This window comes from Paenibacillus assamensis DSM 18201 (genome assembly GCF_000422445.1).
Lineage (GTDB): Bacteria > Bacillota > Bacilli > Paenibacillales > Paenibacillaceae > Paenibacillus_B > Paenibacillus_B assamensis.
Map to the genome: position 1 here is coordinate 579752 of NZ_KE383837.1, position 21016 is coordinate 600767.

The window sequence follows — 21016 nt, forward strand, 5'->3', positions numbered from 1 at the left end:
CCTCCTGACTCCTCCTTTTCACAACAAAAAAGATCAAAACGGCCTGTTTCGAATACCGTTGTTGATCCCAGCCTAGTACTAGAACGTTCCTAGAACAGTATTTATTGTACACGTATTCACGTTATTTCACCATCTTTTTATCCCCTGCACTTATGACAAAAGGAGCAGCAGTACGCACCTGCTAGCTCCTTCAGCCTTTGTTGCTCTGTATTGTAGAAGTCAAGGAAAAAATAAAAAATGAATCAAAATTGCCGCTGCACCAATAATCATAGCAGTTGCCCCTGCTGAACGACTTCCTTGATAAATGGACATAAAGCCGAGTGCAATGCTCGTTAATCCTAAAATGTATGGAAACATGAAGATCGAAGCGATCGCAAAGCCAATCGCAGTATATCCAAGTCCACTTGGTACATCAACTTCCCGCTTCTCGTCAGCAGCATTTAAATGATGTGCTTCATTTCCCGTAAGCTCATAAGCGCTCTCGATATGGTACTCCCGCTGATCTTGCATTTGGTTCCGGGTGCGATTCCGCTTCAAACGACGGTCTTGCTTTTTATGAGACATAGTCAGCTCCCCTTTGCAATTAGGAAGTTTTCGGTTTGAACGTCAGACAGCAAGTCACTGAAGACTCTGAGGCATGATCTTGATGCAATACACCTAATTCATCTGCGTACTCCTCTTTGGAGCTCTTGTGACTATGCGCATCAATATCAATCTGAATGGAATCTGCCCTACACATATTCCCATCACCCCAGAATGTACAGTTAGCTACCGTACATCTAACCATCGGTTGAATTGACATGTAACTACACCTCCACTAACAGGTTGTCCGTCACGTAAGGGGCATACTCACCTAACAAGCTGGTAGTTGTTATCGCGCATAAAAAAAGAACGTACCGAGACATAAAGTTCGGACGTTCTTGGTTACATCTATATTATTTATTGCTTTGCATTTTACGCTGTGTCAAATAGTCATTCTCATAATAAGCTAGCTCATCGCGAAGTTCTTCGAACATTTTCGTAATATTCAAAATAATATCACTCGCTACACGAATCGGCTTCTTACGGAATCGAATCGCTTCTTGCCCAGTATATGCATAACGACCATCTTCCGAGTAGCATTCATTTTTCGGATAAAAGAATGCGTTCACGACATGATGGTATACCTCATACAAGGAACGTTCTGCAAAGTTCACATCAAAGTTCGCACGACGAAGTGTAACACCCAGCTTCTCATAGCTTACTTCTGAGAACACGAGCAAATGGCGTAGATCAGACAAAAATCCTTTGTAAAAGCTAGCGATTTCCTCATCTTGCTCGCTGCCTACCAGCTCCTGCAAACTGTACGTATTTAAAAATGGCTCCACTTGATCGATAACGGACTTCAGCTTCTCTCTAGACGCTTCACACAGCTGCTTAACATTAGCTGGCATGGAATGCTCCCCCTTAACTTGGCCCTATCGCTTAGACGATGTTAGGTACTATTTATAATGAGACCACACTACCCACATCCTACCACATCCCAAGCGGAAAAGGTACACCTTTCCACCTTTTTAGGCAAGAAGAATAAAAAGACCCAACAACTCTCAAGCTATGACAGATGCAACAACGTCGACGGACGACTTGAATTATTTATGGAGGGATTACCATGCGTCGTGGCACAGCACTTGGCTTGTCTCTGTTGGGAGCAACCATTGTCGTCGTTCCTTTACTTTGGAACATGTCTAGCAACCAGCAGCCAGCCCGATATCAATCTGCTTCTCAAGAGAAGCACTACAAGCTCAACACCGTACATCAAGACATGAAAGTTACAGAACGATTGCTGTCAACGGATACGAAACAAGCCATGAATCGAGCACTTAGCCAGTGGCCGTCCAAAGATCAAAACCATATAAAAGTGAAGATGGATCGCTTCAGAGCAAAAAATCCACACTTCGTTTACACAAGTTGGGTTAATCAATCGGCTGGAGCTCATGTGCGCAGCGGTTCTATACCTGAAACAAGCAAACATGATGGCAAATCAACGAAAGAACAGCTTGTAAGCTACGTACGCAAAGCAGAAACATCTGTTACAAACAAACAACCGTATCGCTCGCCTGAGATCATGCTCAATGGCAAACAATATGTCGTGGAAGGCCATCCAAGCCCTGCAACAAACGGTGGCATCGTTACCGTTGTTAGCCAGCATGTTGTTTATCAAGTGCATAATCATCAGCAGCGCAATCTGCGCGTAGTCCCTTATCCTCCTGAGCATAAATATCGGGTTAAATCCGTAGATACGAATACGAAAAAAGATGTGAATGTCGCAGATGGCGAAGACAATCAAGGTACAAGTCACTATTACACAGACGAAATCGTCGTACGCTTCAGACAGCAGCCTACAGAGCAGCAACTACAGCGTATACGGGATGATATACGTGCTACAGCCGTGAAAAAAGTAGGCAATGCCTACGTCTTCCAATCCAAATGGATGGAGACAGAGCGACTGCAGCAATACTTTGCTTCTTATAACCCGATCTATGTAGAGCCACATTACTTATATTTGACGAATGATCTGAAACGAAGCGATGGGACACCGACAAGCCTACATGCGACACCGTTACGTGATCGTTTCGGAAGAGACAACCGACTTAACCAAGCTCCTAGAGCAATTAACACGACAGAAGACGAACCAAATGACGTGCTATATCGTCCTTATCAGTGGAATTTGCCATTGATTAAGACAAACAATGGCTGGTCCCTAACAAAAGGTCGCGAAGATGTTATCGTTGCTGTCGTTGATACTGGTGTGGACCTGAAGCATAGTGATTTGAAAGACAAGCTGCTGCCTGGCTATAATGCGATTAATCGTAATGCACAGCCGCAAGATGATGTCGGACATGGCAGCCATGTAGCAGGCATTATCGGAGCCTCTGTGAATAATGAGGAAGGTATCGCTGGCATGACGTGGTACAATAAAATACTGCCTGTCAAAGTACTCGATAGCTCAGGTTCTGGTACATCGTACTCAGTAGCGGAAGGAATTATTTGGGCAACCGATAATGGAGCAAAAGTTATTAACCTTAGTCTGGGCAATTATGTCGATGGAGCATTGCTGCATGATGCTGTGCGCTACGCTCATGAAAGAGATGTTGTCCTTATCGCAGCAACAGGTAATGACAATACGAGTCAGCCCGGTTATCCTGCAGCTTACCCTGAAGTGTTCGCCGTATCCGCTACGGATTCCAACACTGGGAAAGCATCGTATTCCAACTACGGCAACTATGTAGATGTCGTAGCACCTGGTACATCTATCGCTAGTTCATATACGAACAATCAATATGCTGCTTTGTCAGGAACATCGATGGCTAGCCCCCACGTAGCTGCATTGGCTGCCTTGATACGCTCCGTTAATCCTAGCTTAAAAAATACCGAGGTCTATGACATTATGCGCCAGACGGTGAACGACTTAGGTACTAAAGGGAAGGATAATTATTATGGCCACGGACAAATTGATGTAGAGCGCGCACTTCTCCTTGCAAATCAAAGTACACACTCCTTGTCATTGTATCCTCAAAATGTACAACGTGAATTGAAGCGGACTGCTTCTGAGTTTGATAAGCAATGATAGGAGCAACGTAATTTATAATTCTTAAATAGGGGTTATCCCAAAAAACTTTCAAGATTTTTCAAGCCCCACTATGAGTTGAATTTCGCCTATAAAAAGGACCTCATCCTCCACTTCGCGGTGGAGGATGGGGTTGTTTCGTTCATGAATTGGAATGTTCTCATTTCATGAGAACACTTTTGGAGCAACCTCTTACAAATCATAAGTTTTAGCTTGCTACTTTACTAGTAGATCACTACATATGTTGAATTAGTAACTTCATCTAATATCTGAATGGAGTAACTAGGTCTATTTGAATGTATCACGGGAGTTAATTTCTCTTCTTTTTCGCTATATCTATAGTAGCCGGCCTTCATATTGATTAATTCTTTTCTTCCAGAGGTATATATAATAACCTTATCCGACAAGTTTTTTATCATATCGCTCTTTATAAGGTTAGCATACATTCCCCAGAATTCCCTTGCTTCAACTAGTTGTTCATGGTGTGATATATGACTGTATTTACTCTTGAAAACTTGTAGTTCTTTATTAGGACATTGATAACATTGTTTCACATATAGTTGCAATTCATTTTTCAAATCAATCACATCAAATTTGTAGTTATCAATCAAACCACCCTCAAGAGTTAACCTAAAATCTTGTAATCGAACATGTTCATCTAAAGCAAAATTCTCACTCAATTTTGCCCAAAATAAAGTTGAGTTATTATTTCGAAAAAGTTCTGCTTGCATCCCAGGCAGGTTATTATTAGAGCATCCAAATATAAAGACTAATAAAAATACAGCACAACATATTTTTCTGCTCATAACAGCAGCCCCCCTCTACGAAAATAGAGAACTGCTTCTGCACGCAGAAGCAGTTCTATTCTTTTTAACTAATAATCATATCTAACATCGATTTTTTGATATCCATAATAACTTAGTCCACCAAATTCCGCCAAGTAAACTGAATCTTTAGAATAACCGACAACGTTAAATGAATTTTTGTTATAGTAAACTAAACTGAAATAAAGTAAGTAAGTAGATTGTATTATTGAAATGTTGTGTTAGTTGAAGTGTTAGTTTTTCATTTGTAAAATCACAAAACTTGACTTAAAAGATGAGGATTTTTAACACAGAAGCAAAATATACAATTTGAACACATTGTTTTAGAAAAAGTATCACCTCAAATCAAAAAATAATCAAGTAAAAGATAATAAGGACAAATAATTGTCTGATTTTGTATTAAAACCAAGAGGGTTTATACAAAAAGGAAGTTCCTACAACAAAAAAATTAGAAGCGTGAAAACAATCATTTTTAGAACTCCGCTGAAATCCAAGTAACTAAACCGTGATTTGATTCCAACAAGCATAAAATTCTCTTCAGCTATATCCGAATTTAAGTATAAGAATGGTCACAAAGCCTGTTTAAACACTATTATTAATGAACTCAACAATAGGATTAATAGGCTGTAGAATGCTCACGAGTAAGATCTTATATATTCCCATTTTTTCACTCATGAGGTTTCATGAGTGAAGTTAATTCCATAATAACTATGAAGATGTTATCAAAGGAGTTAGCATACACATTTATTATAGCATGCTATACAGAGTATCAAAGAGCTTGCCACCGATGATCGGCATAACGAAAAAGACTCGGCTCAATTTAACAGAGCCGAGTCTTTTCTTTTTATATACTATCCACTTAACAGGGAGCAACTAACCCTTCAATGATTTAATTATTTCGAAACCATTTTTTCTTTTTTCTGAGCAGTTCATAATTTAATGTGTTTCATATGAATATAGCTTCATAATAAATGTGTTGTGCGATGGAAAGCTTGCCATAAGCCGGGTTCTGTACTGATCGTGGTATTACGGGAACAACCCTCCCACTACGAAGTGACAATCATCTATCTAGGCTGCCTATTACTAAGCAGCTCCAGCGACCAACCCAGACGCACCTCAGGCTAAGGTTAGCCCTTTGCAGGGCTTGCGTCCCATTAGGTCTTGCTCCAGATGGGGTTTACCAGGAACGAAGTCACCAGCGTTCCTCGTGGTCTCTTACACCACGGTTCCACCCTTACCTGTGCCGCATAAGCGGCCATCGGCGGTCCATTTCTGTGGCACTATCCTTCAACTCGCGCTGACTGGACGTTATCCAGCATCCTGCCTTGTGGAGCCCGGACTTTCCTCTCGTGGTTGAACACCACCAGCGATTGTCTGTCAAACTTTCCGACAACATTCGTAAGTATACTAGCTTCTCGCAAGAAACTCAACACTCAACTTTTACATAAAATGAAAAGGTTCGGTATGAACGCCTGAAGCATGGAAAATCGTCTTCGAGCTATTCTGCTCTGCAAGCTGCTGTAAACGAGCTGTTACATCTGGAATAAACATCTTCTCCGCATGATGACCAGGGTCGATTATACATAGACCAGCAGCTAGCGCATCCTGTGCCGTATGGAAATCTACATCCCCCGTAATGAGCACATCTGCACCATGGAAAAGGGCATGCTTCACATATCTAGACCCTGAGCCGCCAAGTACAGCTACTTTTCGAATTTCACGCTCCATCGATCCTACGACACGTACAAATGGAACCTTAAAGCGCGATTTAACCTGCTCTGCCAAATCAGATAGGCTCATCGCCTCTTTCAATTTGCCTACTCGTCCAAGACCATGTGGCTTTCCCTCTAATTGTAGTGGGTAAATATCGTATGCTACCTCTTCATACGGATGAGCCTTAAGCATCGTACGAAGAACACGGCTCTTTATAGAGCGGGGTACTATGGTTTCCAAACGTACTTCATCTACCTCTTCCATTTTGCCTGTAGACCCGATATAAGGATTCGTTCCTTCCAAAGGCTTAAAGGAGCCTGTGCCTTCGCTGTAGAAGCTGCAATGGCTGTATTCGCCTATCCAACCTGCACCAACGTCCAGAATGGCTTGTCTAACCGATTCCAGATGCGTTTTGGGAACAAATACGACGAGCTTTTCCAAACGATCCTCGTGCACCTTTTCAAGCACTTTAAGCTGTTCTAAATCAAGTGCTTGTGCCATCAGATCGTTCATGCCGCCATCGACAATATCATAGTTCGTATGGCTAATATACACGGCGATGTCATGCTTGATTAGCTTTTCATACAAGCGACCAGCAGGTGTGTCCGTTTGCAAATCTTTAAGAGGTCGGAAAATAATCGCATGATGCGCAATAATAAGCCCCGCATTCAAACGTATCGCTTCATCGACGACCGCTTCCGTCACATCAAGCGAGATAAGCACATGTTCTACTTCCTTACGCAGCGTTCCTAATTGCAAACCAATGCGATCATCAGGTACAGCAAAAGATTTGGGAGCAAGCTGCTCGATCCACTGTGCTATTGTCTGCCCTTTTGCCAACATGCGATCAACTCCTCCAATTCTGATTTGTAGGCAACAAACTGTTCTCTACGTTCAGCTGTCTCTTCGGCATCAGATTTCGCCATCGTATTCAGAATTCGCTCTTGCTTGTTCACTTCATGCTGCCATTTTTCAATAAATACACCGCTAACCTCTTGTGACAAATAAGGCCCTAGCTTAAGCAGCCATTTCTCATCAAGAACGAAGCCACAAGCCAATTGCCTGGATGCATACATCGCCTTATCTGCTTGTACGAATTCATCCGCTTCCCAACCTTCAATCGGTCTTTCAGCCAACAGCACTTCGTAAATCTTGCCATCTTCCTCAAGTATGTGTTCTGCCTTTAGCAGCCACTTCTCTTCACGAAGCCATTGTCTAACTAGGTCTTCACCAACATTCGGCTGTAGCACGAGACGCTGAACACCTGATAGCTTATCAACACCTGTTTGCAAAATGGAGACGATCAATCCGCCACCCATTCCTGCTATCGTAATACAATCCACTTCGTCTGCCTGAACAACGGCCAATCCGTCACCTCGACGCACTTCAATAATAGACTCTAAACGCGCGCCTTTCACTTGCCGTACTGCCGCATCAAAAGGACCTGGATTCACTTCACCAGCAATGGCTTTAACAATGTGCTTTTCTTTAGCCAAATAAGTTGGCAGCAAGGCATGATCAGAGCCTATATCAGCAAGTCGACTGTTTTTTGGAACCCAGTCTGCAATTTGCTGGAGTCTTTTCGATAACTTGATGATCACGTGTTTATTTCACCCACTGTACTTTTATTAATGTTGAAATCATCTAACCGCACATTTGCATTTGAGAATTAAAAAAGGTAAAATAATCCCCATCAGCATAAATGAAGGAAGATTTGAAAAATAAAGTTAGTTTCTATGTTAATGTAAGTATTGCGAAGCACTAGCCATATGATATCTAATCGCGATGCTTCCTAGATGCAATCCTTCCATGTTCTGCGCTTTAACATAGCCAATATGGAAGAAAAGACCTTACTGCGCGCTGCAGAGCGCAACAGAAGGTCTATACATCCTGTGTCTATTCTAAGAAATCTTTCAAGCGTTTGCTGCGGCTTGGATGACGAAGCTTGCGCAATGCTTTAGCTTCGATCTGACGAATACGTTCACGAGTAACGCCGAATACTTTGCCGACTTCCTCAAGTGTACGTGTACGTCCATCATCGAGTCCGAAACGTAAACGAAGTACATTCTCTTCACGTTCTGTTAACGTATCGAGAACATCTTCTAACTGTTCCTTCAACAATTCATATGCTGCTGCATCTGCTGGTGCCAACGCTTCTTGATCTTCAATGAAGTCGCCCAAGTGCGAATCGTCTTCTTCCCCGATTGGAGTCTCCAACGATACAGGTTCCTGTGCAATCTTCATGATCTCGCGTACTTTTTCCACACTAAGTTCCATCTCAGCTGCAATTTCTTCTGGTGTCGGTTCACGACCTAGCTCTTGCAAGAGCTGTCTGGAGACACGGATCAGCTTATTGATCGTCTCTACCATGTGAACCGGAATTCGGATTGTACGTGCTTGGTCTGCGATCGCCCGCGTTATCGCTTGACGGATCCACCATGTCGCATACGTACTGAATTTGAAGCCTTTATCGTGATCGAATTTCTCAACCGCTTTGATAAGACCCATGTTGCCTTCTTGAATAAGATCCAAGAATAGCATACCACGGCCGACATAGCGTTTCGCAATGCTGACAACGAGACGCAAATTCGCCTCTGCAAGGCGCTTCTTAGCTTCCTCGTCACCTAGATCAATGCGTTTCGCCAAATCAATCTCATCCTCAGCAGAGAGAAGAGGAACACGGCCTATTTCTTTGAGATACATACGAACAGGGTCGTTAATCTTTATCCCTGGAGGAAGAGACAAATCATCTTCATAATGGAAGTCGTCTTGCTCCTCATCGCGCTCTCCTCTTGGTCGACCGCCCATTTCATCGTCGTTCTCATTAATTTCAATTCCAAGGTCACTCAACTGCTCATAGAACTCGTCCATTTGATCAGAATCTTGATCAAAATTAGCCAACTTCTCGGTAATTTCTTTGTATGTGAGCGCCCCCCGCTTTTTGCCGAGTTCAATCAACTGATCCTTCACTTGGTCCAAAGCAGCTTCGGCTTCAAGTCCAGTATGTTGATCTTTCGCCATGTTCCGACTCCCTCCTCCCTAGATATCGCTCTCCTGTTGCTATCGCTTCAGTTGTTGCTCTAGGGTCACTTTTTCTTTACCAATCTGTGCAGCACGCATCCAATCGCCCGCACGCTCGGCTTGGATCATTTCCTCATGTAAACGTTCAATCTCGCGTTGGAGAGGAACCTTTTGTATAATGGAAATATAATCATCCAACACACTATGATCATAACGCAGTGGCACTTCCGACAAGGATATCGAAGCCGCAACCTGCTCTAACCGATCGTCATGCAGCGATGCGAGAAAGCGGCTAAAATCCGGTTCTTTCCCTTGCGCATAGTAAGCATATAGATAAGCGGCTAAAGCCGCATGATCATCCGTATTAAATCCTTCACCAAGATGTCGTTCAACATAATCAGCCACTTCTACATCTTGAAACATAAGTCCGAGCAAGGTACGCTCGGCATAAACATAGGCTGGCAATAATGCTGGAGGAGCCATACTTCTCGTATCATTCCTAACATTATTCCACCAATCGTCCGAATTATCCCTTCGGCCTCCTGACAACAGCTTCTGTCTTAGTTCGAAGCACTCTTGCTTAAGACTCTCAATGGTTACTCCAATCTGCTTGGACAGTTCCGCTAGATGCATCTCGCGCTCAGTCGGTGATTCGATTGGCGCAATCAGCTTCAATGCCTCTTTTAAGTATCTACGTTTACCATCATCTTCTAGCAGTATATGATCACCGCGTAAAGATAGTAGCTGAAACTTAACAGGTGACACTGCTGCAGATAGAATGGCGTGTCTGAATCGTTCTGCTCCGTTGGCTCGAATGTAATCATCCGGGTCCATATTGTTAGGAAGCATGGCAACCGATACGTCCAATCCCTCTTGCTTGAGCAATGGAATGGCTTTGCTTGCAGCTGCTTGTCCCGCATTATCTCCGTCATAGCAGATAATAACGCGTTCCACCAGCCGCTTCATAAGTTTCACATGCTCGGAAGTAAGAGCGGTACCCATCGTAGCTATACCATTGAATACTTCGGCACCCCATGCCTGAATGACATCCGCATAGCCTTCAAACAGCACAAGCTGTCCTGTACGCTTCATATGCGGTCGTGCCAAATGCTGATTGTATATGAGCTTAGACTTATTGAAAAGCAACGTTTCAGGTGAATTTAAATATTTGGGCTGTCCCTCCCCCAATATTCGACCTCCGAAGCCAATTACCTTCCCATTTCGATCCCATATTGGAAACATAATTCGATCCCGGAAGCGATCGACATAACCTGGTTGTTGATGCTTTGCAGATAATAGTCCTGCTTGCTCCATCGCTTCTAGCGAGAAACCGCGCTTCTCCAGCAATTGTACGAGCGTATCCCATTGTGTCGGTGCATAGCCAATCTGAAACTGCTCAATCAGCTTATCATTAAAACCCCGATCTCGCAGATAGCTTAGGGCTTCTTGACCATGAGCCGTATTCATTAAAATATAATGATACAGCTTAGCCGCAAGCTCGTGAGCCTCGATCATCTTGTCCTTTAGTTCGCTTTGCGGACTGCGTTCAAAGGAAATATCCCCCCATTGAAAGTCCAAGTTGGCTTGCTCAGCTAACTGTTTGACCGCTTCTGGAAAGGTAAACCCTTCGACTCCCATAAGGAACTTAATAACGGTGCCACCAGCATTACAACCGTAACAATGGTATATCTGTCTGTCAGGCGTAACGGTGAAGGACGGGGTCTTCTCCGAGTGAAAAGGACAAAGTCCTTTTAAATATTTACCATGTTTCGAAAGATGAACGTACTTGGAGACAACGTCCACAATATCATTACGGGCGAGCACTTCCTCAATAAAGTGCTCAGGGATTGGTCCATTTCCATTCACCATATTATCACCTTCATAGAAACACGTAATACTAATTCGCTAAAGGGAGTGTTTCTCCTGCTGACTGAGCAAAACTTTTGTCAGTTCATGTTGGAATTTCTCTCGATCCTCAAGCGTCATTGCTTTTGGTCCCTTCGTACGCTGGCCAGCCCGCCTTGCCTTTGCAGACAAATGACGTTGTTCAAGCAGCTCATCCACATTGCCGATATGCAGCTCTTTGCCACGAGGTGTCAATACAACACACCCTCGGGGCAAACATAGCGCGGCCAATCCATAGTCATTCGTCACGACTATGTCACCTGACCGCGCTTCGTTTGCAATATACATATCTGCTGCTTGAAAGCCTTGATCCACATAAATGCTGCGAATATAGCTGGATGATAATGAGTGGCTCTGATATGCGGCGTAAGAAGCTATAAATAAAGCCTGAACGCGATGCTGCTCAGCAATCGTCATAATTTCGACTTTTACTGGACAAGCATCCGCATCGACAATAATTCGATGTAAGGACATCCTGTTCTCCATGCTTAATCCGCCCGCTAGTCATGATTAAGATACAAATAATTGCAAGTCGTATTCGCAACAGATTTACAACTATTCAGCATCGTCTATATTATATACGCTGCCAACATGAAAAATCCTGCTTGTCAGAAGCCAACTCTATAAATTATTGTAGAATTTTGTCGAACCGGCAACAAAAAGTACGGAATGGGCTGAACATTATGCCTGTTCTGCTCATTCCGTATTCCGTACTCAGGTCTACTTTAGACAGACGCCCATACTAACTTAGAGAAATCAGCATAACGATGTAGATCGTTAGCAATTCGTTTCAATAGAGCTAATCGGTTATTTTTCACTGCCTCATCCTTGGCCATAACCATAACATCATCAAAGAATGCAGTAATCGGCTTCTCCAACTTGCCAAGTTCGACTAGAACTTGTTCAGGCTGTTGAATGGAACGCTCGATCTGCTCATGTGCCAGTTTCCAACTTGCATACAGCTCACGTTCTTGATCTTGCTCAAATAGCTCTTCTTTCACATCTTCATGTTCAGCCTTGGCTGCTAAGTTAGCAACACGATTGAAGGATTCGACAGTTGTCTTAAATGTCTCTTGCTGAACCGCATTCATCAAGGACTTACCGCGTGCAATCGTAAGCTTCACATCATCATAGCCAGCTGCCAGCACAGCGTCTACTACGTCATAGCGAACTTCCTCAGACAATACATTTTTAACACGTAGGCCGAAGAACTCATACAAATCATTACGTACGTCAACACGATTACGTTTCAATAATTGTGCTTGTTCCTGCACATCCAGTGCAACGTCGAACAATTGTGACAAAGTAAGCGGTACATTTTGTTCCACAATCATTTGTACGATACCTGTTGCTTGACGGCGCAATGCATATGGGTCTTGGGAACCAGTGGGAATAATGCCAATTGCAAAGCAGCCCACCAACGTATCCATTTTATCTGCCAAGCTTACAAGCTGACCGACAAGTGAAGCCGGTGCTGTATCACCAGCGAACCGAGGCTTATAATGCTCGTTAATCGCACGTGCCACTTCAGCATCTTCATTTAATTTCAAGGCATAGTCCTCACCCATTTGACCTTGCAGCTCAGGGAATTCGTATACCATTTGCGTAACCAAATCGAATTTACAAATATCAGCTGCACGGCTTACTTGCACAGCTACCTGATCATCAGCCTTAACGACTGCTGCCAATTTATCTGCAATCGCACGAATACGACGTACTTTGTCTCCAAGCGTACCCAACTCTTCGTGGAACACGATAGAATCGAGTTTCTTCACGCAATCTTCAATGCGAAGCTTTTGATCTTCCTGATAGAAAAATTTCGCATCGGACAGACGAGCACGAAGAACTTTTTCATTACCTTTTGCAACAATATCAAGACCTTTGTCATCACCGTTGCGTACAGTGACGAAGTAAGGCAGCAATTGATTCTGTGCATCAAGTACAGGGAAGTAGCGCTGATGCTCACGCATCGAAGTAATGAGCACGTCTTGCGGAATACGAAGGAACGACTCATCAAATGTACCGAACAATGCGGTCGGATATTCAACAAGGAACAATACCTCTTCCAACAAGTCTTCTTTGATCGAAATATGCCATTGCTTCTCAGCAGCCAGCTGTTCCAATTGACTGACGATAAGCGCTTTACGCTCTTCTATATCAACGATAACGTGCTGCTCACGAAGACGCTCTACGTATTGTTCTGCACTTGTAATGACAGTCTCTTGACCCAAGAAACGATGTCCGCGTGATACATTACCTGCTTGAACGCCTGTAAATTCAATAGGAATGATATCACTACCAAATAATGCGACAACCCAACGAATTGGGCGAACGAAGCGCATTTCATAGCCGCCCCATCTCATGTTTTTAGGGAACGTCATTGCGTGAACAATGCTGCTCAAGCCTTCAGCCAATACATCAGCCGTATCCGTACCAATGCTGCTTTTGTTTGCGTAAATGTACTCAACGCCGTTCAACTCTTTGAAGAAAAGCTGTTCAGGATCTACGCCTTGAGAGCGAGCAAAACCAAGTGTAGCCTTTGACCATTGTCCTCGATCATCTACTGCAATCTTACGAGCAGGACCTTTTACTTCCTCGTGCACATCTGTCTGCTTGTCAGCTGCATGATGTACAACGATAGCAAGACGACGTGGAGTTGCATAAGCTTTGACACCTTCATGGGCGATACGGGATTGCTCCAACCAACGCTCCACACGCTCTTGCAGCTGCTCAATAGCACCACGTACGAAACGTGCTGGCACTTCTTCAAGTCCTAGTTCTAGGAGCAAATGTTTAGGCATCTTGGTTCTCTCCCTTCTTCAACAACGGGAAGCCAAGCTTCTCGCGCTCTTCATAGTAAGTAGCTGCTACTTGGCGAGCCAAGTTGCGTACACGTGTAATAAATCCTGTACGCTCTGTTACACTGATTGCACCACGTGCGTCCAACAAGTTGAACGTATGCGAGCATTTCAGCACATAATCATACGCCGGGAATACCAAATGCTCATCCATCGCACGCTTCGCTTCTTGCTCATACGTATTGAACAAATTGAACAACATCGCTGTGTCACTAACTTCAAATGTATATTTAGAGTGTTCGAATTCAGGCTGTAGGAAAACATCACCGTAAGTGATCCCCTCTACCCATTCCAGATCGAATACATTTTCTTTTTCTTGTATATATGATGCTAGACGCTCTAGTCCGTATGTGATCTCTACTGCTACTGGATTCGCGTCGATTCCACCTACTTGTTGGAAGTAAGTAAACTGCGTGATCTCCATGCCGTCAAGCCACACTTCCCAGCCTAGCCCCCATGCACCTAGTGTCGGTGATTCCCAGTTATCCTCGACAAAGCGGATATCATGCGCCAAAGGATCAATGCCAAGCTGCTTCAAACTTTCCAAGTACAATTCTTGAATGTTGTCTGGTGAAGGCTTCATAATAACTTGGAATTGATGATGCTGATACAGACGGTTCGGGTTCTCCCCATAACGACCGTCTCCTGGTCGACGAGAAGGCTCTACATAAGCAACATTCCAAGGCTCAGGCCCAATAGAACGAAGGAATGTCATTGGATTCATCGTACCGGCACCCTTTTCGACATCATACGGCTGCACGATGATACAGTTTTGCTTTGCCCAGAAATTTTGCAAAGTCAAAATGATTTGTTGAAAATTCATGCGACTGTTCACTCCTAACACGAATAGGTTCAGCTCTGACGTGATGAGCACGAGTGTGGTTATACAAAAAAACTCCCGCCCCTACGTCTGCTGCCAGACATAGGGACGAGAGTTGTATCCCGCGGTTCCACCCTACTTGATAATCGCGATTCCAACGTGATTCCATGAATTCGCAATTATCCACTTTGAGTTATCCATGCTCCGAAGTGCCGTTTCATTCGTCCATTCGCTCAGGCTCCCACCATCCCTGAATCGCTATTCTCGAATTGAGGATCGAACTACTTACTTCATCACTGCATGTTATTAAATTGATTAATAAATTATATCATATCGAATGACTCAACTTTAGTCAAGCAATGCAGTCGCAGGACAATTTAGATTATCATTCGCTGTTTTCCCCTTGATCCTCCACCGCTTTATCAACAGATGGAAGCGGAGCAAGATCATACTTCTCCATCTGTTCTAGGAATTGCAGCGATTTACAGCGAACCCCTATATGAGTATCCATATAACCCCGCATGCAGTCTCGAAGTTGAAGTTTCGTTTCTTGTTTGAGTGTTATATCACCCAGTCTTCGTAAATCCGTCTTGATAAAGACTTGCATGAGCTTTAGTATGTTACCTGAACAAATGTAACGGCTATGTTCACGAGGTCGACATCGCGAGCAAATCGCTCCTCCAAGCCTCCATCCAAACCCCGATAATTCATCCGTTCGACCACACACCACACAACTGTCTACAGACGGGGCAACCCCTACAGCTTGGCACAGCTTCATTTCAAATATGTGAGTCGTTACCTGCGCATCTTTGCCTGCTCGAATTGCTCGCATATAGGCAAGCAGTTGGTCAAACATCGCGCCCCCGGCTTCTTCATCTTGCAATCCACGATCAACAAGCTCCACCACGTACGACGCGTACGCCGCCAGATGGAGCTGTTCTCGTAGCATATGATTCGGTTCCGTAATTTCGCATGCGTTCAAAGTGCCAATCGAGCCCATACCACGAAAAAATACGTACTCACCAAACGTAAACAATTGTGTGGCTGCACCATGGCGGCTGCGTACTTTTTTGGCTCCGCGAACGAGCACTCCTACTTTGCCGTGAGACTTCGTACACAGCGTTATAATCTTGTTGCCTTCCCCATAATCCATACTGCGGATGACAATACCTTCTATGCGATATAACACCTTGTCCCTCCCATGTGACAAGCGATCACTTACTCCGCATGCTCTGACGGTTGCACAGGTTCAACGTCTGTAGGAACAGCATCTCGAACCTGAGCAATATGCTTATACAACAAATATGCATCTACATCACCAGTCATTGCGAACACATTCCATGAGAAATCACGCATTGTGTTATCCCCTTTCGTCGGACATGACGTTGTCTTCAACACTAGCATGTGCTAGCAGAAGGGGATTATCCTTTGCAAAAAATGGACATGTGCTGGATGTATAAGTGATATGTTGTCTGCTACACGTCGTGACGGAAACCTAAATCCTTGAGCACACGATCTTGGTTACGCCAGTCTTTCTTCACTTTGACCCATAACTCGATAAATGTACGAGATCCAAGTAGTGTCTCAATGTCTCTGCGGGCTTGCTTACCTACTTGCTTAAGCAGGGCACCTTGCTTGCCAATAATAATTCCTTTTTGCGAGTCACGCTCAACAAAAATAACAGCTGAAATGTAAACTACACCATTTTCCTGCACACGCATATCTTCAATGGTTACAGCGATAGAATGTGGAATTTCCTCACGTGTCGCATGCAATATTTTTTCACGAACAAGCTCTGCCACAACGAATTGTTCTGGATGATCTGTGATCTGATCATCTGGATAGTATTGTGGTCCTTCTGGCAAGTAGCCGTGCAGCACTTGAAGCAATCGATCTACGTTGTTTCCTTGCAAGGCAGAGATCGGAACAATCGCCGCAAACTCATGCAATTCATTGTACTGCTGAATCATCGCAGGTACTTCATCAGGGCGCACTTGGTCAATTTTGTTCATGACAAGAATAACCGGTGTTTTAACTTGTTTCAATTGTTCAATAACAAAACGATCTCCCCCGCCTAAACCAGCAGCAACATCCACCAAGAACAGCACTGCCTCAACTTCATTCAACGTGTTGAGAGCAACCTGATTCATATAGTCACCAAGCTTTGATGTGCGTTTATGAATACCCGGAGTATCCAAAAATACGATTTGCGATGATTCTTGCGTATAAACACCGTGAATTTTGTTACGCGTCGTTTGTGGTTTATCCGACATAATCGCAATCTTTTGGCCGATAACATGGTTCATCAGTGTTGATTTCCCCACATTTGGACGACCTACGATTGCGACAAATCCAGATTTATAAGATGATTTATTGTTCATGTTGTACTCCTAATCTTCTTTATAACTTTTCTTTATAACAATCAGCGTATTGCCAATCATAGATGAGCAGATCAGATCTCTGACCTGATTCTGCTCCCTTTTCGTGTGCAATAACAAAATTAATCCTCTATTAGCTATTTGCCAAGCCTTCAGCGCGTGAAGCTGAACTGTCTAGGCTGGATACATCAAATGCACCCGGGAGTAATTCACCAATCGTAGTCTCTACTAATTGACCGTTCAAATTGCCCATGTAAACGGGCATGTCAGCAGAACATAATTCAACTAGAACTTGACGACATACCCCACAAGGAGTTATAGGAGCAGTTGTATCTCCAATGACTGCGATAGCTGTGAAAGATTTCGCACTGCAGCCATCTGCGATTGCACGGAACAATGCCGTCCGCTCCGCACAGTTGGTAGGACCGTAAGCAGCATTCTCAACATTGCAGCCCATGTGAACGTTTCCTTCGTTGTCCAACAAGGCAGCACCTACCTTAAAGTGCGAATAAGGAGTGTAAGCACGCTCCCTCGCTTGTCTTGCCAATTCCATCAATTGTTGTTTATCCATGATGTTCAACTCCTTATATTCAGGATTGGGTATAAATCCTCACATCTTCATATTACAACAAAATTTACAGTGTACCAATCACACTTACGAATCTCCCACCGAATATAGTAACTCCAGTTATAACGGCGAACGCCGCCGTTACCAAAACGGCTCCGGCGGCGGTATCTTTCGCTATCTTAGCCAGCGGATGCTGATCCGGCATGACCATATCTACTACTGCTTCAATCGCAGTATTTATGAGTTCTGCTGCGATCACAACTGTGATACTAAGCAAGAGCCATAGCCACTCGCTCGTATTAACACCTAACAGTATGCCAAGCAGTATAACAATGATGGAAGCAAATAGATGCACTCGCATATTGCGCTGCGTAGCATATGCATACTTAATTCCGTCTATGGCCGCTTGGAACGTTCGACGCCAATTATGACGCCAGTCCATTATCGTGTCAACCCGATCTTGGAGAGAACCGCTTCCTGCTTGTCCATCATTACACGTTCACTTTCATCATCTTGATGATCGTAACCGATCAGATGAAGGAATCCATGCACGAACAAAAAGCCAATTTCTCTTTCCAGGGAATGACCATATTCGTCTGCCTGAGCTTGGGCACGTTCTGTAGAGATAATGATGTCTCCAAGCATGTCCCCTAAAGAGGCTAGCTCTTGCTCATCTTCTACTTCGTACAATATGTCCATTTCCTCATCCACAGACTCATTCAATGCAAACGAGAGCACATCTGTGGGACGGTCAATTTGACGATAATCACGATTGAGTTCATGGATGCGTTCATCATCGACGAATGTAAGCGCTACTTCACCTTCCACGATCCCTTCCATCTGAGCCGCTTCTTCAAGCACACGCTCCAACTTTTGTATTAATGCTTCGCTAATAGGGTAAATGGACTGTTCGTCGCTCCACTCTAACTTGATGTTCATCAATTAAACTCTCCTTCTTGCCTTGCTTATTTGTTCATTATTTCAGTGCGTTCTTGGTAGCAGCTGTATCTTCACCAGTCGAGTTATCAGGTTTAGACTGATTAACTGCTACTTCTATGGAATCACCTTTAGCAAGCTCCGATTGTTTCTTCGCACCATCCGGGTATTCAATACGAGAATGGAAAATACCCATTACCGTTTCTTTTAGTGAATGAGCAACCATATCCAGTTCGCGCATCGTTAAGTCGCATTCATTAAACTGGTTATCATCGAGACGATCTTTAATGATTTTTTGTATCATATTTTCGATCTGTTCCACTGTCGGATGACGAAGTGAACGAACCGCTGCCTCAACACAATCCGCAATGCCGACAACTGCTGCTTCCTTTGACTGCGCCTTCGGACCAGGATAACGGAAATCATCGGCTGTGAAATTCGGCTCTTCCCCTTGCTCTTCAGCCTGCTTCAATGCTTTATGATAAAAATACTTCAGGAACGTAGTTCCATGATGCTGTTCTGCAATATCTCGTATTGGCTTTGGCAGCTTGTATTCTTTAAGCAGTTCCGCACCATCACCAGCATGAGCGACTATAATCGAGGTGCTCAGCTTCGGATCAATAAAATCATGTGGATTATCGATATTGGTCTGATTCTCAATAAAGTAGCTTGGACGCTTCGTCTTGCCAATATCATGGTAAAATGCGCCAACCCGGCACAATAGACCATTTGCTCCAATCGATTCTGCTGCCTGCTCAGCCAAATTACCAACCATTACACTGTGATGATAAGTACCTGGCGTTTCAGTTAATAGCTTGCGAAGCAGTGGGTGGTTCGGATTCGACAGCTCAACCAACTTCAATGCAGATAATATGCCGAACGTAACCTCGAAAAATGGCATAAGCCCGATAACTAGCACTGCCGTAACTAAGCCACTGCTAAAAGCAAATACCGCAGCCAAAGTTGTTTCTTTACTGTTCAACGGCAGACCATTAAGCATCGCTACAGTCAATACAGTTAAACCACCAAAGATGCATATCATAATTCCAGCCTTTAATATGGTTGAACGCTGACTTGCTCGATGTATAGCAAAGATTGATGCATAAGACACAACGAGCGCAAACAGACCATAGTTGAAATCAAACAGCATATTTTGATGAGTATTTAACAATATGCTCGCTATAATACTGAACAGTACAGCCGAGACATAAGCAAGCGAGACATCAAGCAGCAGCGTTATTAGCATAACGCCAAGCGCAACGGGAGCAATGTAGCCGATATAAGCGGTTGTTTCCGTTTGCGCAAAAGATACAATTTCCATCAAAATAATATTAATGACGAAAATTAACAACAGCATTAACAGCTGTGAATTGTTGTACTTAAAATGAGTATGGCTTGCCTGACGCATAAACATAACTAGCAGCACAGTAAAGAGTGTTGAAAGAAGCAATAGACCAAGCTGCGGCCACAAGTTTACTTCTGTTTTCAATAGACCATTTTCTTTGAGCAGATCATACATATCTTTTGTAATAATCTCGCCTTTTTGAACGATGATCTCACCCTGCTTAATAAACACCTCATGCGTATTTTCGCGAGCCTGTACCTTCGCCTGCTTCGTAGCTTCCTCATCATAGAACTTGTTCGGCGTAATCGCCAACCTAACAAGCTCTTGGACAACTTCACGTTCTGCACGTTTATCCAATGAACTTGTATTGACATACTCCGCTACTTTGGCTCTGGCTACTGCCGCATCTGCGATGGAATCAGCCATTAACTTACTAACAATATCGCGAGCTACAACCTTCATTTCAGCAATGTCCTCTTTTGAAAGACGTGCCATTTTGATGTAGGTTTCTTCAGGCACCCGATATTTCTGCTCTTCAATTCGTTTCGTTACTTCTTCTAACAACTGCGCAGAATAGGTATTGGCATTGCGACTGGTTAAAATAAACGTACGAATATAATCATCGAATATTTGTGGGATCACACGCCGATACAAATCCACTTTCTCAGAGAAAGATAGCTGTTCATCTTGATTCAACAATTCAATACGATTAAAAATATTATCAATTAACCGATCGTTCTTGATCGACACAATTGGATAAACAGGTGGTGCGCCTTCAGCTGCCTCTTCTTGAGCATTCAGCGTCGCCTGCTTGTCCTTAATTTGCATGGGAGCGATAATATTTTTCTCTACCGAATTACCAATTTGAATATCATACTTTTCTGGAAGCATTTTAGGTGCGAGGGAAAAATAAATAAATATCGTTAGGACAACGAATAATACAATACGCATGCCTAAGCTATATTTCCATCCTCCCGTTTTCACAGGACGCACACTTCGTTTATTACCGTTATTTTGAGCTTCTAGCATAGAGAACAACCC

General features: G+C 43.6%; 19 protein-coding genes and 1 other RNA gene. 1 reads left to right on the forward strand and 19 read right to left on the reverse strand.

The features are described 5' to 3' along the window. Positions 1–219 precede the first annotated feature (219 nt). The 3 genes from H580_RS24635 to H580_RS0117025 all read right to left on the reverse strand — a co-directional run bounded on the left by H580_RS24635 (position 220) and on the right by H580_RS0117025 (position 1433). Complete coding sequence (locus tag H580_RS24635) at positions 220–564, reverse strand: hypothetical protein (RefSeq protein ID WP_036605392.1); 345 nt, start codon at positions 562–564, stop codon at positions 220–222. Between the two features lie 19 nt (positions 565–583). Beyond that, complete coding sequence (locus H580_RS0117020) at positions 584–802, reverse strand: DUF1540 domain-containing protein (protein ID WP_028595849.1); 219 nt, start codon at positions 800–802, stop codon at positions 584–586. A 133-nt stretch (positions 803–935) separates the two neighbouring features. Next, positions 936–1433 (reverse strand): DUF3907 family protein, encoded by a 498-nt coding sequence (locus tag H580_RS0117025; RefSeq protein WP_028595850.1) that lies wholly within the window; start codon positions 1431–1433, stop codon positions 936–938. A 215-nt stretch (positions 1434–1648) separates the two neighbouring features. On the opposite strand from H580_RS0117025, the gene H580_RS0117030 reads away from it, so the two are divergent. Next, positions 1649–3607, forward strand: coding sequence for a S8 family peptidase (locus H580_RS0117030; RefSeq protein WP_028595851.1), 1959 nt, complete (start codon positions 1649–1651; stop codon positions 3605–3607). Positions 3608–3831: 224 nt separating this feature from the next. Here the strand turns inward: H580_RS0117030 and H580_RS0117035 are convergent, their stop codons facing one another. The 16 genes from H580_RS0117035 to H580_RS0117105 all read right to left on the reverse strand — a co-directional run bounded on the left by H580_RS0117035 (position 3832) and on the right by H580_RS0117105 (position 21004). After that, positions 3832–4413 carry a hypothetical protein gene (locus tag H580_RS0117035; RefSeq protein WP_028595852.1) on the reverse strand — a complete coding sequence of 194 codons (582 nt, stop codon included), beginning with the start codon at positions 4411–4413 and terminating at the stop codon, positions 3832–3834. A gap of 1001 nt (positions 4414–5414) precedes the next feature. After that, an RNA gene (rnpB, locus tag H580_RS25590) (RNase P RNA component class A) lies at positions 5415–5817 on the reverse strand. Positions 5818–5871: 54 nt separating this feature from the next. Beyond that, entirely contained in the window at positions 5872–6987 is a 1116-nt protein-coding gene (locus tag H580_RS0117040) for a Nif3-like dinuclear metal center hexameric protein (RefSeq protein ID WP_028595853.1), read from the reverse strand. Then, the gene (locus tag H580_RS0117045; protein WP_051217513.1) at positions 6963–7745 is read right to left on the reverse strand and encodes a tRNA (adenine(22)-N(1))-methyltransferase; all 783 of its coding nucleotides are present in this window, start codon (positions 7743–7745) and stop codon (positions 6963–6965) included. Before H580_RS0117045 ends, H580_RS0117040 begins: the two co-directional genes overlap by 25 nt. 295 nt (positions 7746–8040) lie before the next feature. Continuing rightward, positions 8041–9165 carry an RNA polymerase sigma factor RpoD gene (gene rpoD, locus H580_RS0117050; RefSeq protein WP_028595855.1) on the reverse strand — a complete coding sequence of 375 codons (1125 nt, stop codon included), beginning with the start codon at positions 9163–9165 and terminating at the stop codon, positions 8041–8043. Positions 9166–9204: 39 nt separating this feature from the next. Then, positions 9205–11034: a DNA primase gene (gene dnaG / locus H580_RS0117055; RefSeq protein ID WP_028595856.1), complete on the reverse strand. Its 1830-nt coding sequence runs from the start codon at positions 11032–11034 to the stop codon at positions 9205–9207. Positions 11035–11070: 36 nt separating this feature from the next. Continuing rightward, entirely contained in the window at positions 11071–11556 is a 486-nt protein-coding gene (locus H580_RS0117060) for a YaiI/YqxD family protein (protein ID WP_028595857.1), read from the reverse strand. A 239-nt stretch (positions 11557–11795) separates the two neighbouring features. Then, entirely contained in the window at positions 11796–13871 is a 2076-nt protein-coding gene (glyS, locus tag H580_RS0117065) for a glycine--tRNA ligase subunit beta (protein WP_028595858.1), read from the reverse strand. After that, complete coding sequence (gene glyQ / locus H580_RS0117070; RefSeq protein ID WP_028595859.1) at positions 13864–14751, reverse strand: glycine--tRNA ligase subunit alpha; 888 nt, start codon at positions 14749–14751, stop codon at positions 13864–13866. The genes glyS and glyQ overlap by 8 nt, the downstream gene beginning before the upstream one ends. Before the next feature lie 382 nt (positions 14752–15133). After that, the gene (gene recO, locus H580_RS24640; protein ID WP_051217514.1) at positions 15134–15937 is read right to left on the reverse strand and encodes a DNA repair protein RecO; all 804 of its coding nucleotides are present in this window, start codon (positions 15935–15937) and stop codon (positions 15134–15136) included. A gap of 29 nt (positions 15938–15966) precedes the next feature. Beyond that, entirely contained in the window at positions 15967–16104 is a 138-nt protein-coding gene (locus H580_RS26255) for a YqzL family protein (RefSeq protein WP_157282958.1), read from the reverse strand. A 119-nt stretch (positions 16105–16223) separates the two neighbouring features. Further along, entirely contained in the window at positions 16224–17129 is a 906-nt protein-coding gene (gene era, locus H580_RS0117085; protein ID WP_028595860.1) for a GTPase Era, read from the reverse strand. Between the two features lie 130 nt (positions 17130–17259). Then, on the reverse strand, positions 17260–17697 hold the full coding sequence (gene cdd / locus H580_RS0117090) for a cytidine deaminase (RefSeq protein WP_028595861.1): 438 nt from the start codon (positions 17695–17697) through the stop codon (positions 17260–17262). Positions 17698–17761: 64 nt separating this feature from the next. Beyond that, positions 17762–18136, reverse strand: coding sequence for a diacylglycerol kinase family protein (locus tag H580_RS0117095; protein WP_028595862.1), 375 nt, complete (start codon positions 18134–18136; stop codon positions 17762–17764). Further along, positions 18136–18633 carry an rRNA maturation RNase YbeY gene (gene ybeY / locus H580_RS0117100; protein ID WP_028595863.1) on the reverse strand — a complete coding sequence of 166 codons (498 nt, stop codon included), beginning with the start codon at positions 18631–18633 and terminating at the stop codon, positions 18136–18138. The genes H580_RS0117095 and ybeY overlap by 1 nt, the downstream gene beginning before the upstream one ends. Before the next feature lie 37 nt (positions 18634–18670). Beyond that, the gene (locus H580_RS0117105) at positions 18671–21004 is read right to left on the reverse strand and encodes an HD family phosphohydrolase (protein WP_028595864.1); all 2334 of its coding nucleotides are present in this window, start codon (positions 21002–21004) and stop codon (positions 18671–18673) included. Positions 21005–21016: the final 12 nt, after the last annotated feature.

Excerpts from the sequence above, each read along its gene's own strand:
- H580_RS0117025 (WP_028595850.1), bottom strand. The coding sequence starts at position 1,433 with ATGCCAGCTAATGTTAAGCAGCTGTGTGAAGCGTCTAGAGAGAAGCTG.
- dnaG (WP_028595856.1), bottom strand. The coding sequence starts at position 11,034 with ATGGTGAATGGAAATGGACCAATCCCTGAGCACTTTATTGAGGAAGTG.
- H580_RS0117040 (WP_028595853.1), bottom strand. The coding sequence starts at position 6,987 with ATGTTGGCAAAAGGGCAGACAATAGCACAGTGGATCGAGCAGCTTGCT.
- H580_RS0117060 (WP_028595857.1), bottom strand. The coding sequence starts at position 11,556 with ATGGAGAACAGGATGTCCTTACATCGAATTATTGTCGATGCGGATGCT.
- H580_RS24635 (WP_036605392.1), bottom strand. The coding sequence starts at position 564 with ATGTCTCATAAAAAGCAAGACCGTCGTTTGAAGCGGAATCGCACCCGG.
- rpoD (WP_028595855.1), bottom strand. The coding sequence starts at position 9,165 with ATGGCGAAAGATCAACATACTGGACTTGAAGCCGAAGCTGCTTTGGAC.
- H580_RS26255 (WP_157282958.1), bottom strand. The coding sequence starts at position 16,104 with ATGCGTGATTTCTCATGGAATGTGTTCGCAATGACTGGTGATGTAGAT.
- ybeY (WP_028595863.1), bottom strand. The coding sequence starts at position 18,633 with ATGAACATCAAGTTAGAGTGGAGCGACGAACAGTCCATTTACCCTATT.
- H580_RS0117035 (WP_028595852.1), bottom strand. The coding sequence starts at position 4,413 with ATGAGCAGAAAAATATGTTGTGCTGTATTTTTATTAGTCTTTATATTT.
- glyQ (WP_028595859.1), bottom strand. The coding sequence starts at position 14,751 with ATGAATTTTCAACAAATCATTTTGACTTTGCAAAATTTCTGGGCAAAG.
- glyS (WP_028595858.1), bottom strand. The coding sequence starts at position 13,871 with ATGCCTAAACATTTGCTCCTAGAACTAGGACTTGAAGAAGTGCCAGCA.
- H580_RS0117030 (WP_028595851.1), top strand. The coding sequence starts at position 1,649 with ATGCGTCGTGGCACAGCACTTGGCTTGTCTCTGTTGGGAGCAACCATT.
- cdd (WP_028595861.1), bottom strand. The coding sequence starts at position 17,697 with ATGGATAAACAACAATTGATGGAATTGGCAAGACAAGCGAGGGAGCGT.
- era (WP_028595860.1), bottom strand. The coding sequence starts at position 17,129 with ATGAACAATAAATCATCTTATAAATCTGGATTTGTCGCAATCGTAGGT.
- H580_RS0117105 (WP_028595864.1), bottom strand. The coding sequence starts at position 21,004 with ATGCTAGAAGCTCAAAATAACGGTAATAAACGAAGTGTGCGTCCTGTG.
- H580_RS0117020 (WP_028595849.1), bottom strand. The coding sequence starts at position 802 with ATGTCAATTCAACCGATGGTTAGATGTACGGTAGCTAACTGTACATTC.
- H580_RS0117095 (WP_028595862.1), bottom strand. The coding sequence starts at position 18,136 with ATGGACTGGCGTCATAATTGGCGTCGAACGTTCCAAGCGGCCATAGAC.